The organism is Actinomadura rugatobispora, assembly GCF_055379765.1.
Genome location: NZ_AP029191.1, coordinates 3,421,357 through 3,436,373 on the forward strand (window position 1 = coordinate 3,421,357; position 15,017 = coordinate 3,436,373).

19 protein-coding genes are annotated in these 15,017 nt (G+C 73.2%); 3 read left to right on the forward strand and 16 right to left on the reverse strand.

Annotation, left to right across the window (positions count from 1 at the left end):
- Positions 1 to 278: 278 nt before the first annotated feature.
- Together rdgB and rph are read right to left on the reverse strand one after the other, a co-directional pair.
- Positions 279 to 905 (reverse strand): RdgB/HAM1 family non-canonical purine NTP pyrophosphatase, encoded by a 627-nt coding sequence (gene rdgB, locus ACZ466_RS14575; protein WP_378284625.1) that lies wholly within the window; start codon positions 903 to 905, stop codon positions 279 to 281.
- A complete protein-coding gene (gene rph / locus ACZ466_RS14580) occupies positions 902 to 1,621 on the reverse strand; it encodes a ribonuclease PH (RefSeq protein ID WP_378284626.1) in 720 nt (239 codons plus the stop codon). Before rph ends, rdgB begins: the two co-directional genes overlap by 4 nt.
- Positions 1,622 to 1,752: 131 nt before the next feature.
- Between rph and ACZ466_RS14585 the strand changes: the two genes are divergently transcribed.
- A complete protein-coding gene (locus ACZ466_RS14585) occupies positions 1,753 to 2,499 on the forward strand; it encodes an aquaporin (RefSeq protein WP_378284628.1) in 747 nt (248 codons plus the stop codon).
- Here the strand turns inward: ACZ466_RS14585 and ACZ466_RS14590 are convergent.
- From ACZ466_RS14590 to clpS, 10 genes are all read right to left on the reverse strand, one after another.
- Positions 2,496 to 3,245 carry an MBL fold metallo-hydrolase gene (locus ACZ466_RS14590; RefSeq protein WP_378284629.1) on the reverse strand — a complete coding sequence of 250 codons (750 nt, stop codon included), beginning with the start codon at positions 3,243 to 3,245 and terminating at the stop codon, positions 2,496 to 2,498. The two genes, ACZ466_RS14585 and ACZ466_RS14590, sit on opposite strands and share 4 nt — an antisense overlap.
- 30 nt (positions 3,246 to 3,275) lie before the next feature.
- Positions 3,276 to 4,199: a glutamate racemase gene (gene murI, locus ACZ466_RS14595; RefSeq protein ID WP_378284630.1), complete on the reverse strand. Its 924-nt coding sequence runs from the start codon at positions 4,197 to 4,199 to the stop codon at positions 3,276 to 3,278.
- A 197-nt stretch (positions 4,200 to 4,396) separates the two neighbouring features.
- Entirely contained in the window at positions 4,397 to 5,197 is an 801-nt protein-coding gene (locus tag ACZ466_RS14600; protein WP_378284631.1) for a thioesterase family protein, read from the reverse strand.
- Between the two features lie 137 nt (positions 5,198 to 5,334).
- Positions 5,335 to 6,282, reverse strand: coding sequence for a PLP-dependent cysteine synthase family protein (locus ACZ466_RS14605; RefSeq protein WP_378284632.1), 948 nt, complete (start codon positions 6,280 to 6,282; stop codon positions 5,335 to 5,337).
- An 18-nt stretch (positions 6,283 to 6,300) separates the two neighbouring features.
- On the reverse strand, positions 6,301 to 6,573 hold the full coding sequence (locus tag ACZ466_RS14610; RefSeq protein WP_378284684.1) for a MoaD family protein: 273 nt from the start codon (positions 6,571 to 6,573) through the stop codon (positions 6,301 to 6,303).
- An 89-nt stretch (positions 6,574 to 6,662) separates the two neighbouring features.
- Positions 6,663 to 6,818 carry a hypothetical protein gene (locus ACZ466_RS14615; RefSeq protein ID WP_378284633.1) on the reverse strand — a complete coding sequence of 52 codons (156 nt, stop codon included), beginning with the start codon at positions 6,816 to 6,818 and terminating at the stop codon, positions 6,663 to 6,665.
- A 116-nt stretch (positions 6,819 to 6,934) separates the two neighbouring features.
- Positions 6,935 to 7,363 carry a M67 family metallopeptidase gene (locus ACZ466_RS14620; RefSeq protein WP_378284634.1) on the reverse strand — a complete coding sequence of 143 codons (429 nt, stop codon included), beginning with the start codon at positions 7,361 to 7,363 and terminating at the stop codon, positions 6,935 to 6,937.
- A gap of 59 nt (positions 7,364 to 7,422) precedes the next feature.
- Positions 7,423 to 8,457 (reverse strand): MEDS domain-containing protein, encoded by a 1,035-nt coding sequence (locus ACZ466_RS14625; protein ID WP_378284635.1) that lies wholly within the window; start codon positions 8,455 to 8,457, stop codon positions 7,423 to 7,425.
- A gap of 158 nt (positions 8,458 to 8,615) precedes the next feature.
- Positions 8,616 to 9,152 carry a DUF2017 domain-containing protein gene (locus ACZ466_RS14630; RefSeq protein ID WP_378284636.1) on the reverse strand — a complete coding sequence of 179 codons (537 nt, stop codon included), beginning with the start codon at positions 9,150 to 9,152 and terminating at the stop codon, positions 8,616 to 8,618.
- A gap of 44 nt (positions 9,153 to 9,196) precedes the next feature.
- Positions 9,197 to 9,493 carry an ATP-dependent Clp protease adapter ClpS gene (gene clpS, locus ACZ466_RS14635; protein WP_378284637.1) on the reverse strand — a complete coding sequence of 99 codons (297 nt, stop codon included), beginning with the start codon at positions 9,491 to 9,493 and terminating at the stop codon, positions 9,197 to 9,199.
- 252 nt (positions 9,494 to 9,745) lie between these two features.
- On the opposite strand from clpS, the gene ACZ466_RS14640 reads away from it, so the two are divergent.
- Both ACZ466_RS14640 and ACZ466_RS14645 read left to right on the forward strand, forming a co-directional pair.
- On the forward strand, positions 9,746 to 11,080 hold the full coding sequence (locus ACZ466_RS14640; RefSeq protein ID WP_378284638.1) for a nicotinate phosphoribosyltransferase: 1,335 nt from the start codon (positions 9,746 to 9,748) through the stop codon (positions 11,078 to 11,080).
- Positions 11,081 to 11,245: 165 nt separating this feature from the next.
- On the forward strand, positions 11,246 to 11,824 hold the full coding sequence (locus ACZ466_RS14645; protein ID WP_378284639.1) for a nicotinamidase: 579 nt from the start codon (positions 11,246 to 11,248) through the stop codon (positions 11,822 to 11,824).
- Between the two features lie 18 nt (positions 11,825 to 11,842).
- On the opposite strand, the gene ACZ466_RS14650 is transcribed toward ACZ466_RS14645, so the two are convergent.
- The 4 genes from ACZ466_RS14650 to galU are packed head-to-tail and all read right to left on the reverse strand — an operon-like array spanning position 11,843 to position 14,993.
- Entirely contained in the window at positions 11,843 to 12,316 is a 474-nt protein-coding gene (locus ACZ466_RS14650; protein ID WP_378284685.1) for a MogA/MoaB family molybdenum cofactor biosynthesis protein, read from the reverse strand.
- A gap of 28 nt (positions 12,317 to 12,344) precedes the next feature.
- Positions 12,345 to 12,827, reverse strand: a complete 483-nt coding sequence (gene moaC / locus ACZ466_RS14655; protein WP_378284640.1) for a cyclic pyranopterin monophosphate synthase MoaC — start codon at positions 12,825 to 12,827, stop codon at positions 12,345 to 12,347.
- Positions 12,824 to 14,041 (reverse strand): molybdotransferase-like divisome protein Glp, encoded by a 1,218-nt coding sequence (gene glp / locus ACZ466_RS14660; protein WP_378284641.1) that lies wholly within the window; start codon positions 14,039 to 14,041, stop codon positions 12,824 to 12,826. The genes moaC and glp overlap by 4 nt, the downstream gene beginning before the upstream one ends.
- Before the next feature lie 28 nt (positions 14,042 to 14,069).
- Entirely contained in the window at positions 14,070 to 14,993 is a 924-nt protein-coding gene (gene galU, locus ACZ466_RS14665; protein ID WP_378284642.1) for a UTP--glucose-1-phosphate uridylyltransferase GalU, read from the reverse strand.
- Positions 14,994 to 15,017: the final 24 nt, after the last annotated feature.

A 15,017-nucleotide genomic window follows, 5' to 3' on the forward strand; every position in this document is an offset into this window, starting at 1 on the left:
CGGGGAAGTGGTGCGCCCGTCGGAGCGCGCCGCGACCTGCCGCGTCTGCGTGGGGGTCTCGTCAGGGGCGGCGGCCAGCCACAGCCCGGCCGTCAGCGCGCCGACGGCGCCGAGGCCGGCCGCCGCGAGCACCAGCCGGCGGCGTGGACGCTTGTCGATCATGTCGCTCCTCGGGGGGACGTTTCCGTACACCCCCCTAAACCCCCGGCCCGGGCCCCGCGGTTGTCACGCCTTCGAGATTTCCCTCGGACGGCGGACGAACGGGGCCCGGCGGCGGGTCAGAGCGAGCCGGCGGTGGCGAGGGCCCCGGGCAGCAGCTCGGCCAGTGCCCGGAACGCCCGGCCGCGGTGGCTGATCGCGTCCTTCTCCTCCGCCGACAGCTCGGCGGTGGTCCGGGTGTCGTTCTCCGGGACGAAGATCGGGTCGTAGCCGAAGCCGCCCGTGCCGCGCGGCGCGCGGATCACGTGGCCGTGCATGCGCCCCTCGACGACGTGCTCGGCGCCGCCCGGCACCACCAGTGCGGCGGCGCAGACGAAATGCGCGCCGCGGTGCTCGTCGCCGACATCGCCGAGCTGGTCGAGGACCAGGTCGAGGTTGGCGCGGTCCTTGTCGGCGGCGGCGTCGCCGAACCGGCCCGACCAGCGGGCCGACAGCACGCCCGGCATGCCGTTGAGGGCGTCCACGCACAGGCCCGAGTCGTCGGCCACGGCGGCGAGGCCGGTGTGCGCGGCGATCGCGCGGGCCTTCAGCAGCGCGTTGCCCTCGAAGGTCAGCTCGGTCTCGGGCACCTCGGGGGCGTCGGGGAAGGACTGCAGCCCGGCCACCTCGATGCCCTGCCCGGTGAGGATGCGGTCCAGCTCGGCGATCTTGGCCCGGTTGCGGGAGGCGAGGACGATCGTGGTCACCGTCCGAGGACCTCGCTCTGCATCCGGGTCAGGTCGGCGCAGCCGCCGGCCGCCAGGTCGAGCAGCGCGTCCAGCTCCGCGCGGTCGAACGGGGCGCCCTCCGCGGTGCCCTGGACCTCGACGAAACGGCCGTCGCCGGTGCACACGACGTTCATGTCGGTCTCGGCGGCGACGTCCTCCTCGTAGCAGAGGTCGAGCCGGGGCTGCCCGGCGACCACGCCGACGCTGATCGCCGACACCGAGGCCACCAGCGGATCGCCCTTGCACATGCCGCGCTTGCGCATCCACTCGATCGCGTCGGCCAGCGCCACGTACGCGCCCGTGATCGCGGCGGTGCGGGTGCCGCCGTCGGCCTGCAGCACGTCGCAGTCGAGCTGGACGGTGTTCTCCCCGAGCGCCTTGAAGTCCAGGCAGGCCCGGACGGACCGGCCGATGAGCCGGGAGATCTCCTGGGTGCGGCCGCCGAGCCGGCCCTTCACCGACTCGCGGTCGTTGCGGGTGTTGGTGGCGCGGGGCAGCATCGCGTACTCCGCGGTGACCCAGCCCATCCCGCTGTCGCGGCGCCAGCGCGGTATCGAGTCCTGCACCGAGGCGGCGCACAGCACCCGCGTGCCGCCGAACTCGACCAGCACCGAGCCCTCGGCGTGGTCGAGCCAGCCGCGCTGGAAGCGGACGGGACGGAGCTGGTCGGCAGCGCGATCATCTGGACGGGCCATGCGCTCAAGCCTAGTCCCCCGGGGGCCCGCGTCCGGCACGTCCGGCGTCCACCGGAACCCGCCTGAAAGCGGCATGATCTCACGCTCGGTGGCTATTAATGACGGGGAGTCATGACGGGGGGACCTATCCGATGAACAGGTACATCGCCGAGGGGGCGGGCACCGCGCTGCTGGTGTTCATGGGCGTGGGCAGCGCGGTGTTCGGGCTGGCCCAGATAGGCACGCTGGGGGTGGCGCTGGCGTTCGCGTTCGTGCTGCTGGGGCTGGCGTACGCGATCGGCCCGGTGTCGGGTGCGCACGTCAACCCGGCGATCACGCTGGGGATGCTGGTGGCGCGCCGGATCCCGCCGGTGGAGGCGGGCGTCTACATCGTCGCGCAGGTCATCGGCGGCATCGTCGGGATGGCGCTGATCCGGCTGGTCGCGGCGGTGGGCGGGGCGACGATGCAGGTGAACGGCGCCAACAGCTACGGGGAGAAGATCAACGCGGGCGGGGCCTTCATCCTGGAGGTCATCCTGACCTTCATGCTGGTGCTGGTGTTCCTGATGGTGACCCGGCGCAACGACGTCTACGGCTTCGACGGGCTGGCGTACGGCCTCACCCTCGGCCTGGTCCACCTCATCGGGGTCCCGCTGACCGGCACCTCGGTCAACCCGGCCCGGTCGATCGGCCCGGCGCTGTTCGGCGGGACGACGCCGCTGGCGCAGGTGTGGCTGTTCATCCTCGCCCCGCTGCTCGGCGGCGTGCTGGCGGCGCTGGCCGAGCCGTACCTGCGCACCTTCAAGGACCGGACCCCCAACGAACCCGCCCCCGAGGAGCCCGCCGGCGGCGGCAGAGGCGAGGGCGGGAACGACGGCCAGGGCGACGGCAGGCGTTAGAGCTCGTAGGTGAGGCCGACGTGGGCCAGGGCGATCTCGCCGCCGAAGCCGCTGGCCTTGGCCTCCATGAGCGAGCGCTGCGCATCGTTCCACGGCACCAGATGGGTGAGGACGAGCCGGCCGACGTCGGCGCGGGCCGCGTGCTCGCCCGCCTCCCGGGCGGTCAGGTGCAGGTCGTCGGGCAGGTCGGGCTGGGTCAGGAACGACGCCTCGCACAGGAACAGGTCGGCGTCCCGGGCCAGGTCGACCAGGTCCGCCGAGGGGCCGGTGTCACCGGAGTAGGCCACCACCCGGTCGCCGTACTCGATCCGGAACGCGAACGCCTCCACCGGGTGCGGCATCAGCGCCGTCGTCACCCGGAACGGGCCGATCTCGTACGGGCCGCGGCGCAGCGTGTGGAAGTCGAAGGTCCCCGACATGCCCGGGTCGGGTTCCAGGTCGTAGGCGCGCGCCATCCGCTGCGGCGTGGCGGCGGGGCCGTGCACCGGGATGCGGGGCAGCGGGCCGTTCGGGCAGTAGGTGCGCGCCACCCAGTATCCGCACAGGTCGAGGCAGTGATCGGCGTGCAGGTGCGACAGGCAGATCGCGTCGATGTCGTACAGCGGCTGGAAGCGCTGCAGCGTGCCCAGCGCCCCGTTGCCCAGGTCGAGCAGCAGGGAGTACCCCTCGGCCTGGATCAGATAGCAGGACGCGGGGCTCTCCGGCCCCGGGAAGCTGCCGGAGCAGCCGATCACAGTGACCCGCACGCTCACTCCTCCTCTTGGGTCCCCGAGGAATCAGGTGGTCAGAGCCTCCTCTGGGGGCGGACCCCCAGATCCCCCAGGCTTCGCCCGAAACGCGGTGGGAGCCTTACTCTCGGCGGCCTCGACCAGACCGATCTCCGGCCCCAGGAAACGGCGGCCCAGCGCGGCGAACACGGCGGGGTCCCCGGTCGCGCGGAACCGGTGCGCGGGAGGCGGCAACGCCTCCGCGCGGGCCAGCCCCTCGTCGTGCAGCACGCGATAGACGTCCTTGGCGGTCTCGTCGGCACTTGAGACCAGTGTGACCCCGTCTCCCACGACATACGAGATCACGCCGGTTAGCAATGGGTAGTGGGTGCAGCCGAGGATGAGGGTGTCGCAGCCGGCCTCGACGATCGGGGCGAGGTAGCCGCGGGCGTCGTCCAGGAGTTCCTCGCTCATCGTGACACCGGACTCGACGTACTGGACGAAGCGCGGGCACGCGGCGGAGACCAGCTCGATGTGCGGGGCGGCGGCGAAGGAGTCCTCGTAGGCCCGGCTGGTCACGGTGGCGCGGGTGGCGATCAGGCCGACCCTGCCGTTGCGGGTGGCGCGGGCGGCCCGCCGGGTGGCCGGGTTGATCACCTCGACGACCGGCACGTCGTAGCGTTCGCGGGCGTCGCGGAGCATCGCCGAGCTGGCGCTGTTGCACGCGATGACGAGCATCTTGACGCCCTCGGAGACCAGCTCGTCCAGCATCTCCAGCGCGAACGCCCGGACCTGGGCGATCGGCCGGGGCCCGTACGGCTGGCGGGCCGAGTCGCCGAGGTAGACCACCGGTTCGTTCGGCAGCTGGTCGAGGATCGCGCGGGCTACGGTCAGTCCGCCGAAACCGCTGTCGAAGATGCCGATCGGAGCCTCGGCCAGACCGGCTTGCGCCGGAGAGTCTGGGAGGTCGCCCTCCCAGAAAGAATCTGACATGGTCCACAAGGCTAGGCGAGAACCCGCCGTACAGGCGCGTCATGCGTCGTACATCACACGGTCACACAGCTGAAACCGCCATCATTCGCCCGGCGGTGCGGCGGTCTCGTGTCCGCCGGCAACGGCGCGGTCAACGACGTGTCAGGACGGAACCACGCCCGGACGTTGCTTCTTTACCGGCGTCCGGGCGCGCCGTGTCAGCTCCCGGGACGCCCGACGCGGGCGAGCTGGCGGCTCTGCGCGACCATGCGGCCGGCGGAGTCCCACACCTCGACCTCCTCGTCGAACCAGCCGCCGGCCAGCAGCCGGCCGCCGCCGTGCAGTTGCAGCGGCCCGGGGGCGGGCACCGCGCGCATGTGCCAGGTCAGCTCCACGGTCGGGGCCCAGCCGCGGAAGCCCAGGTTGAACGCGACCGGGGGCAGCGCGTCCACCGCCAGGGCCAGCGCGTAGGCGTCCGGCTCGTACGGGTCGGCGAACTCGAACCAGGCCCTGACCTCGGGACGGCCCAGCGGCTGCCCGTCCAGCCAGCCCATGGTGGCGGGGTCGTAGCGCATGTCGACCTGGTCGGCGAAGCCGCGGTCGCGCTCGTCGCCGCTGCGGAAGTCGGGGCACTGGTCGTAGGGCGGCAGCGCGGGCGCGGGCGGCTCGCCGGCCCAGGACGGCTCGGTGCCGGGTTCCAGGGTGCCGGTGGTGATCAGCGCCTCCACCAGGGGCTTGTCGTCCCGGACGAGGGTGGCCCGGGAGGTGGCGGCGGTGCGGCCGGTCTTGCGGGTGTCGACGTGGATCTCGGCCGGGCCGGCCTTGGCGACCCGCAGGAACGCGGCGGCGGTGGACACCGGGTGCGCGTGCGGCGACACGTCCACGGCCGCGCGGGCGAGCAGGGCCATCAGGTAGCCGCCGTTGAGGGCTCCGCCGATGGCGAACCCGCCGTCGAGGTCGGCCTCGTACCGGCCCTCGGCCACCCGCCTGATCGCGATCGCGTCCCCGAACCTGCTCATCCGCACTCTCCGGACTCCGGTCGCGGGACCCGGCCCGCGCGCGGCGCGGGCCGGGTCCCCCGAGACCTTCCTAGAATCGCGTTCGAGTATGCCGTTCGGCTCCGCAGTCGCGCAAAGCGCCCCCCGGCGACGGCCGGTCAGGCCCAGAGCTGGCCTTCGAGGCGGGCCTCGGCCTCCTCCAGGGTGCCGCCGTACGCGCCGGTGGACAGGTACTTCCAGCCGCCGTCGGCCACGACGAACGCGATGTCGGCCCGCTCACCGGCCTTCACCGCCTTGGCCGCCATGCCCAGCGCGGCGTGCAGCGCCCCGCCGGTGGAGATGCCGGCGAAGATGCCCTCCTGCTCCAGCAGCTCGCGGGTACGGCGCAGCGCGTCCCGCGAACCCACGGAGAACCGGGTGGTCAGCACCGACTCGTCGTACAGCTCGGGGATGAACCCCTCGTCGATGTTGCGCAGCCCGTAGACCAGCTCCCCGTACCGGGGCTCGGCCGCCACGATCTTGACGCCGGGCACCCGCTCGCGCAGGAAGCGGCCGACGCCCATCAGCGTGCCGGTGGTGCCGAGGCCGGCCACGAAGTGCGTGACCGACGGCAGGTCCTCCAGGATCTCCGGGCCGGTCGTCTCGTAGTGCGCCAGCGCGTTGGCCTCGTTCCCGTACTGGTACAGCATCACCCAGTCGGGGTTCTCGGCGGACAGCCGCTTGGCCACCCGGACGGCCTCGTTGGAACCGCCGGCCGCCGGGGAGGAGATGATCTCCGCCCCCCACATCTCCAGCAGCTGGCGGCGTTCGGCCGAGGTGTTCTCCGGCATCACGCAGACCATCCGGTAGCCGCGCAGCTTGGCGACCATGGCCAGGGAGATGCCGGTGTTCCCGGAGGTGGGCTCCAGGATCGTGCAGCCGGGCGTCAGCAGCCCGTCCTTCTCCGCCTTGTCGATCATCCAGAACGCCGGCCGGTCCTTCACCGAGCCGGTCGGGTTGCGGTCCTCCAATTTGGCCCACAGTCGCACCTCGGGGCTAGGCGACAACCGGGGCAGGCCGACCAGCGGGGTACGGCCCAGGGATTCCAGCAGTGAGTCGAAGCGCATGTCGGCACGGGCCCCGGCTCAGCCGCCGGCGACGGCCGGGAGAATGGTGACGCTGTCGCCGTCGGACACCTCGGTCTCCAGCCCGCCGAGGAAGCGCACGTCCTCGTCGTTCAGGTAGACGTTGACGAACTTGCGCAGACCCTTCTCGTCCACCAGCTTGGCGCGCAGGCCAGGATGCCGGACGTCCAGGTCCGAGATGAGCTCGTCGAGCGTGCCGCCCTTGCCGTCGACGGCCTTGTCGCCGCCGGTGAGGTTGCGCAGGATCGTCGGGATCCGGACCTCGATCGCCATCGCGAAGATCTCCTTCAGGTCGTACGGGCTCCCCGCCCACGGCATGTCAACAGGGCGGGGCGCGGGGGAATTCCGGGCGGGATCGCGCGTCAGCGACAGTCGTAGACGACCTCGGCGCGCGAGTGGCCGAACAGGAAGCTCTGCACGGGCGGCACGGCGCACGCCGGATCCGATGACCTGCGCACGGAGACGCCGCGGACACCGCCGGGGCGCCCGGCGCCCGCTCGCTGCCCGCTGCTCCGCATGACCCCCAGTTTACCGGGCCCGCCGGGCCCCCTCCCGGCCGACCTCGGCCCGGCGGCGCCGCCGTCGCAGGTCACACGTGCCACGCGGGCCGCGTCCGCCGCACGGGGCGCTCGGGTCACTCGTACGCCTCGACGATGACGACCTCTTCCTCGACCGCCTCGCCGTCCACCAGCCGGTAGGAGCGGAACTCCACCTCGTGCGGGTCGCGGGTGGAGACGATCACCCGGTGCACGCGCGGGTCGGCCAGCGAGGAGCGCAGGTAGCCGAGGTCGGTCCGGGACGGGTAGGCCTCCGTCGAGGTGTGGGAGTGGTAGTGGACGATCATCTCCTCGTCGTTGTCGTCCATCTCCCGGTCCACCTGCAACCACTCCGTCGAGTCGAAGTTGTGGTAGGTCGGGGACCGCTCGGCGTTGGTCATCGAAATGAACCGGGTGGGCCGGTCCGACCCCTCCGGTCCGGCCACGATCCCGCATGCCTCGTCCGGGTGGTCGGCGCGCGCATGCGCGATGATCTTGTCAACCAGGGCACGTTCGATCGTCAGCATGTCCCGAAGGCTACCCTCAGCTCCTCCCGCGTCCCGCTCCGCAGGCGGCCGCGGGACGTTCAGCGGGCGAGCTCCTCGATCGTCACGCCCGGCGCCCGCTCCAGGCCGGTGTCGCGCAGCATCCCGGCCAGCCGCGGCGACACCCCGCGCAGCAGGACCTGGCGCTGCCGGCCGCCGCTGGTGCGCCCGGCCTCGACGGCGCGGCGCAGGCCCTCCTCGTCGCACGCCGTGACACCGGACATCTCCAGGCAGACCAGCCCGGCGCCCGGCGGCAGCAGCGCCAGGACGCGGTCGAGCGCGGCGCGGGTGGCGGCGTCGAGCCGGCCCGACAGCGCCAGCCCCGGCGGGCCGAACAGCGGCGCGGCGCGCAGCCGCCCGTCGTCGTACAGGTCGTCGGCGCGGACCCGGGCGCGGTGCCAGGACTCCAGCTCCTCCAGCCGGACGGCGTCGAGGCGGCACCGCTCGAACTGGCAGAGGATCATCGCCTGCGGGCGGGTGGCGCGGAAGACCTCCGCGATGCGGCGCTCGCACGCGGCGAACCGCTCGGCCGCCTCCTGGCCGGCGAGGGCCGCGGCGTCCGCGCCGGCACCGCCGGCACCGCCGGCCGCGCCCGTGCCGCCGGGGGTCGCCCCCGCCGCGCCGTCCGGCTCCGGGACGCCCGGCCACGCCAGGGGCCGCTCCCCGGTCAGCCGGAGGCCGCGGTAGCCCTGCACGAGCGCCAGCTCGATCTCCGTCGCGATCAGGCCCATCAGCTCGTCGGGGTCGTAGCCGCCGGTGGCCCCGGCGATCTCCGCCGCGGTCCGCAGGACCAGGCGGCCGCTCTCCAGCGCGCGCCCCGGATCGAGCGCCGCCGGGCGCGGGGGCTCCGCGTCCGCGAACGGCTCCAGCCGCGCGGGCACCGGACGCAGGCAGTCCGGGAGCACGTCGTGGGAATCCCGCTCCGCCACATAAACGATCTTGTGACCGGCGGCCAGCCCGCCCCGCACGTACGCCAGCAGAACGGCACGCCGCTCGTCGGCATGCGCGTACGGCAGGCAGAGATGGTCGCCGAGCTCCATCCGGCCGACCGCCTCGCCGGCCCCAGAGAACGCCATAGTGATCAAGGTACCAACACCCAAAGCGACCAGGCCGGGACATTGTGTAGTAATCCACAAGGGCGGGTGGCCGGAGACGGCCATCGGTTCGCCCCCGCGACCGCCGCATCGCGCACGGTCACCGGCCTGCGCGCACCGTCACCGCCCGCCGCGGACGGTCACGACATGGCCTGGACGAGACTCTCCTGCAGCATCGTCAGCCAGTCGTAGGCGGCGAACATCGCGGTGCGCGGGTCGTGCGGATCCAGCCGCGCCGCCTCCTCGTACCACTCCTCCGAGATGTCCAGCCGCGTGCCCAGCGCCAGGCGCACGTCGTTCAGCGCCCGCAGCCACGCCTGCGCCTGCTCCTTGCCGAGCACCGTCTCCGCGCCCTTGGACGTCACGTCGCCCAGCGAGGCCAGCACGGTGTTCGCGGCCTCCCGCTTGCCGTCGCGCAGCCCCATCTCGGTGTAGCGGCGGAACTCCCCGGCCGCCTCCCCGTCCTCGCGGTAGGCGTCCGGGAACAGCCGGGCCAGCACCGGGTCCTCCGGCTTGGTCGCCTTCTCGGCGATGCCGACCGCGGCCAGCTCGTCACCGGGGTCCGGCGCGTCGCCCAGCAACTCCAGCAACTGCTCCATCAGCGCCCGGACGAGCGCGGCCTCCTCGGCCTCCAGCCGGATCCGGACGCCCTTCCTCGTCTGCTCGACAATGCTCATCGCGCTCTCCGCCCCGTCCCACTCGGCTCCGTCCCGGGGGACGGCTAGTCGTCGCGTTTGACCGTCGCCCACAGGCCGTAGGAGTGGAGGATCTCCACATCGCGCTCCATCTCCTCGCGGGTGCCGTTGGCGACCACCGCGCGGCCCTTGTGGTGGACGTCCAGCATGAGCTTCTCCGCCTTCGGCTTGGGGTAGCCGAACACGGTCTGGAACACGTACGTCACGTACGACATCAGGTTGATCGGGTCGTTCCACACGATGGCCAGCCACGGCCGGTCGGCGCTCTGGTCCTCCCCGACGTCCGGCCGTTCCAGCTCGACCGGTGCCGGTGCCGTGCTCATCGGCCCGCTCCGCTCGCGCCCGTCATCTCCTCGCGACCGTCCCTTCCCCGCCGAGTCCGTGCGCCCACCGCACCGATGCTATTCGCCCCCGTGCCGCCCCGAGTCCGGCGGTGCGGCTCGCATGTCCACTTCGCCCCGCGCCGCCCCAGGAGTCAGCAGGTGTGGCCTGCACATCCGCTTTGCCCCGCGCCGTCCTGGGGTGTGGTGGCCTGCACGTCCATGGTGCCCGCAGTGGGCCTTAGGGTTCCACCTGTGGACCATGGCGACCTTGGCGGCGGCACGGCGCTGCTGACCGACCAGTACGAGCTGACCATGCTGCAGGCCGCGCTGAGCAGCGGGACGGCGGGACGGCGCGCGGTCTTCGAGGTGTTCGCGCGGAGCCTGCCCGCGGGCCGCCGCTACGGCGTCGTCGCGGGGACCGGGCGGCTGCTGGACGCGATCGAGGCGTTCGTCTTCGACGGCCCCGCGCTGGAGTTCCTCACCTCGCGCGGCATCGTGGACGAGCCCACCGCGGAATGGCTGGAGTCGTTCCGGTTCTCCGGGAACATCTGGGGTTACCCCGAGGGCGAGTGCTATTTCCCGGAATCGCCGATCCTGGTGGTGGAGGGGACGTTCGCCGAGGCCGTCCTGCTGGAGACGCTGTCGCTGTCCATCCTGAACCACGACTGCGCGATCGCGTCGGCGGCGTCCCGGATGGCGCAGGCCGCCCAGGGCCGGCCGCTGATCGAGATGGGGTCGCGCCGCACCCACGAGATGGCCGCGGTCGCCGCCGCGCGCGCCGCGTACATCGCCGGGTTCGGCACCACCTCCAACCTGGCGGCGGGCCGCCGGTACGGGGTGCCCACGGCCGGGACCAGCGCGCACGCGTTCACGCTGCTGCACGACAGCGAGCGGCACGCGTTCAAGGCGCAGCTGGCCTCGCTCGGCGAGGGCACGACCCTGCTGGTCGACACCTACGACGTCGAGCGGGCGGTGCGCGCCGCGGTGGAGCTGGCGGGGCCGTCGCTCGGCGCGGTGCGGATCGACAGCGGCGATCTGGGCGTGATGGCCCGGCAGGTGCGCGACCAGCTGGACGCGCTGGGCGCCCGCGACACCCGGATCGTCGTCACCGGCGACCTGGACGAGTACGGCATCGCCGCGCTGGCGGCCGCGCCCGTCAACGGCTACGGCGTCGGGACGTCCCTGGTCACCGGGTCGGGGGCGCCGACCGCGTCGCTGGTCTACAAGCTGGTGGCGCGCGCCGACGGGCCCGGCGGCGACGCGCCGATGCGCCCGGTCGCCAAGCGGTCCACGGGCAAGCCGACGCGCGGCGGCCGCAAGTCCGCGGTGCGCCGCCTGGACGCGCACGGCACCGCGTACGCCGAGGTGATCGCCACGGGCGAGCCGGCGCCGGGCCCGCGCGACCGGGTGCTGCTCGCGCCGCTGGTCCGCGACGGCGTCGTGGTCGGCCGCGAGCCCCTGGGCGAGGCCCGGGAGCGGCACGCGCGGGCGCTGCGCGAGCTGCCGCCGACGGCGCTGCAGCTGTCCAAGGGCTCGCCCGCGATCCCGACCGAGTTCGTCGAGGGCGGGCCGCGCCCGCTGGGGTAGCGTCGATCAGTGTCCGGGGATACCGGGGATCTTCGGGGGACCTGATCAAGGAGTGGTCATGGGCAAGGCTCTGATCATCGTGGACGTGCAGAACGATTCCTGCGAAGAACCGCGCGGTTCGCTGGGGAACCGAACCCCGTACGACGTCGCAGGAGGAGAGTGAGCATGGGCAAGGCTCTGATCATCGTGGACGTGCAGAACGATTTCTGTGAGGGCGGTTCGCTGGCCGTGGCGGGCGGCGCGGGGGTGGCGTCGGCCATCTCGGCGCACATCGCCGAGCACCGGCCGGAGTACCGGCACATCGTGGCGACGCGGGACTTCCACCTCGATCCCGGCGCGCACTTCTCCGACACCCCCGACTTCGCCGCCAGCTGGCCGCCGCACTGCGTGATCGGCACCGAGGGCGCCGACTTCCACCCCAACCTGTCGCTGGGCCCGATCGAGGCGGTGTTCAGCAAGGGCCGGGAGACGGCCGCCTACAGCGGGTTCGAGGGCGCGACCGACCGGGACGAGGCGCTGGCCGACTGGCTGCGCGAGCGCGGCGTCGACCGCGTCGACGTCGTCGGGATCGCCACCGACCACTGCGTGCGCGCCACGGCGGCCGACGCCGTCCGCGCCGGGCTCGGCACGACCGTGCTGCTCGACCTCACCGCGGGCGTGTCGCCGGAGACCACCGAGCTCGCGCTGGAGGAGCTGCGTTCGGCGGGCGTCACCCTGGCCGGGACGCCGGTGCTGAACGGCTGACCGCGGGGTCGGAGGGGCTCAGCCGGTGGGACGCGGGTGGTCGCCGCCGCGGATCTGGTCGACGGCGTGCGCGAGCACCCCGCCCAGCACGGCCATCCCGTCCCGGACGCCGCCGGTCGACCCGGGCAGGTTGACGATCAGGGTGCGGCCCGCGGTCCCGGCCAGCCCGCGCGACAGGATCGCGGCGGGCACCTTGTCGCGGCCCTCCAGCCGGATCGCCTCGGCGATCCCGGGGACCTCCCGCTCGATCACCCGCCGGGTCATCTCCGGGGTCTGGTCGGTGGGGGTGAGTCCGGTGCCGCCCGAGGTGACGACGGCGTCGTAGCCCTGCTCGACGGCGTCCCGCAGCACCTCCAGGACCGGCTCCCCGTCGGGGACGACCACGGGGCCGTCCACCTGGCAGCCGAGGTCCTCCAGGAGCTCCACCAGCACCGGGCCGGACTTGTCGGCGTAGATCCCGGCCGCGGCCCGGTTGGACACCGTGACCGCCATGACCCGCAGCAGCCGGGCCCCGCCCGCGTCAGCCGCCACGCCGCCACACCCCCGTCTTCCCGCCGGTCTTCTCCTCCACCCGCACGTCGGTGACCACCGCGCCCGGGTCGAGCGCCTTCACCATGTCGATCAGCGCGAGCGCCGCGACCATCACCGAGGTCAGCGCCTCCATCTCCACGCCCGTCCGGTCGGCGGTGCGCACCAGCGCGTCGATCGCCACCCCGTCGTCCCGCACCTCCAGCGTCACCTCGACGCCGTGCAGCGCGATCGGATGGCACAGCGGGACCAGGTCGGGCGTCCGCTTGGCCGCCATGATCCCGGCGATCCGCGCCACCGCCAGCGCGTCGCCCTTGGGGACGTCCCCGGCGCGCAGCGCGGCGACCGTCCCGGCGGCGAGCCGCACGAACCCGGTGGCGGTCGCGGTGCGCGTCGAGACGTCCTTGGCGGACACGTCGACCATCCGCGCCGCGCCCGTCGCGTCCAGATGGGTGAATTCCGAACCCAGGCTCATGATGGCATCCTCATGACGTCGACGGTGGAGCCGGCCGGGACCGCCTCGGCGTCCTCGGGCAGGACGATCAGCGCGTCGGCCGACGACAGCGACCGCAGCTGGTGCGACCCCTGCCCCTCGGCCGGGGTCACCGAGTAGGTACCCCGGTGGTACGACAGCCGCCCGCGCATGAAGTGCCGCATCCCGGCCGGCGACTTGACGTCCTCGGTGATCACGGCGCCGACCGTGGGCAGCGGCTCGGGCGGCAGGCCCTGCATGGCGCGCAGCGCGGGCCGCACGAAGACCTGGAACGAGACGTAGGCGCTCACCGGGTTCCCCGGCAGCGTGAAGATCGGCGTGCCCTGCAGCAGCCCGAACCCCTGCGGCTTGCCCGGACGCATCGCGACCTTGCCGAACACCACCGGCCCGCCGGCGCCCTCCGCGGTGAAGACCTCCTTCACCACGTCCCGGGCGCCCATCGACACGCCGCCGGAGGTGACGATCGCGTCGGCGCGGGCCAGCTGGTCCTCGATCGTCTCGCGGACCTTCTCCGGCTCGTCCCCGACGGTCTCCTGCCGGAAGCCGACCGCGCCCGCCTCCATCGCGGCGGCGGTCAGCATGAAGCTGTTGGAGTCCCAGATCTCGCCGGGCGCCAGCGGCGAGCCGGGCTCGCGCAGCTCGGTGCCCGTGGACAGCACGACCACGCGCGGCCGGGGCCGCACCAGCACGTGGGAGCGCCCGACCGCGGCCAGCATGCCCAGCTGCGTCGCACCGAGCCGGGTGCCCGCGTCCACCACGACCTGGCCGGCGAGCACGTCCTCGCCGGCCCGCCGGATGTAGTGGCCGGGCGGCGCGGGACGGGTGATCCGGACGGTGGCGGCGCCGCCGTCCGTCCACTCCACGGGGATGACCGCGTCCGCCCCGGCCGGCATCGGCGCGCCGGTCATGATCCGGGCGGTCAGCCCGGGCCGGATCGCCGACACGCCCGGATCGCCCGCCGCGATGTCGCCGATCACGGGCAGCACCGCCGGATCGGCCTCGCTGGCCGCGGCCACGTCGGCCGCGACCACCGCGTAACCGTCCATCGCCGAGTTGTCGAAGGGCGGCAGCGGGACCGGCGCCTCCACCGGCTCGGCCAGGACCGCGCCGCGCGCCTCCAGCAGGGCCACGCTCAGGGGCGGCACCACCGGCACGGCGGCCAGGATGTCCGCGAGATGCTCGTCGACCGTTCTCATGCCCACGGTTCCCCAGTGTGACGTGCCGTCACGACTCCTCGGACGTCTCCACGCCGTGCCGCGCCACGAACTCGCGCAGCCAGGGCATGAACTCGGGCGCCAGGTCGGGCCGCTCGGAGGCGAACTGCACGACCGTCCGCAGGTACTCCAGCTTGTTGCCGGTGTCGTAGCGGCGGCCGCGGAACTTCACCCCGTAGACGGTGCCGCCGTTCTCGACCGGGATGTCGGCGAGGGTGCGCAGCGCGTCGGTCAGCTGGATCTCGCCGCCGCGGCCGGGCGGGGTCTTCTCCAGGACGTCGAAGACCGCGGGGTCGCAGACGTACCGGCCGATGATGATCCAGTTGCTGGGGGCCTCGCCGGCGGGCGGCTTCTCCACCAGGTCGGTGATCTTGACGACGTCGTCCTCGTCGGTGCCCTCGATGGCGGCGCAGCCGTAGGCGGAGACCTGGTCGGGCTCGACCTCCATGAGCGCCACCACGCTGCCGCCGTACCGGCGCCGCACGTCGATCATGCGGGTGAGCAGCTGGTCGCGGGCGTCGATCATGTCGTCGCCGAGCAGCACCGCGAACGGCTCGTTCCCCACGTGCTGGCGGGCGCAGTACACCGCGTGGCCGAGGCCGCGCGGGTCGCCCTGCCGGACGTAGTGCATGATGGCCAGGTCGCTGGACTCGCGGACGGCGCCGAGACGCTCGTCGTCGCCCTTGGCGCGCAGCGCCTCTTCCAGCTCGTAGGCCCGGTCGAAGTGGTCCTCGATGGACCGCTTGCTCCGGCCTGTGATCATCAAGACGTCGGTGAGTCCGGCGGCGACCGCCTCCTCGACGACGTACTGGATCGCCGGTTTGTCGACGACGGGCAGCATTTCTTTGGGAGTCGCCTTGGTGGCGGGCAAGAATCGGGTACCGAGGCCGGCCGCCGGGACGACCGCCTTGAGAACAGGTTCGAAGTCGGCCATGAACAGACCTTAGTCATCTCGGAG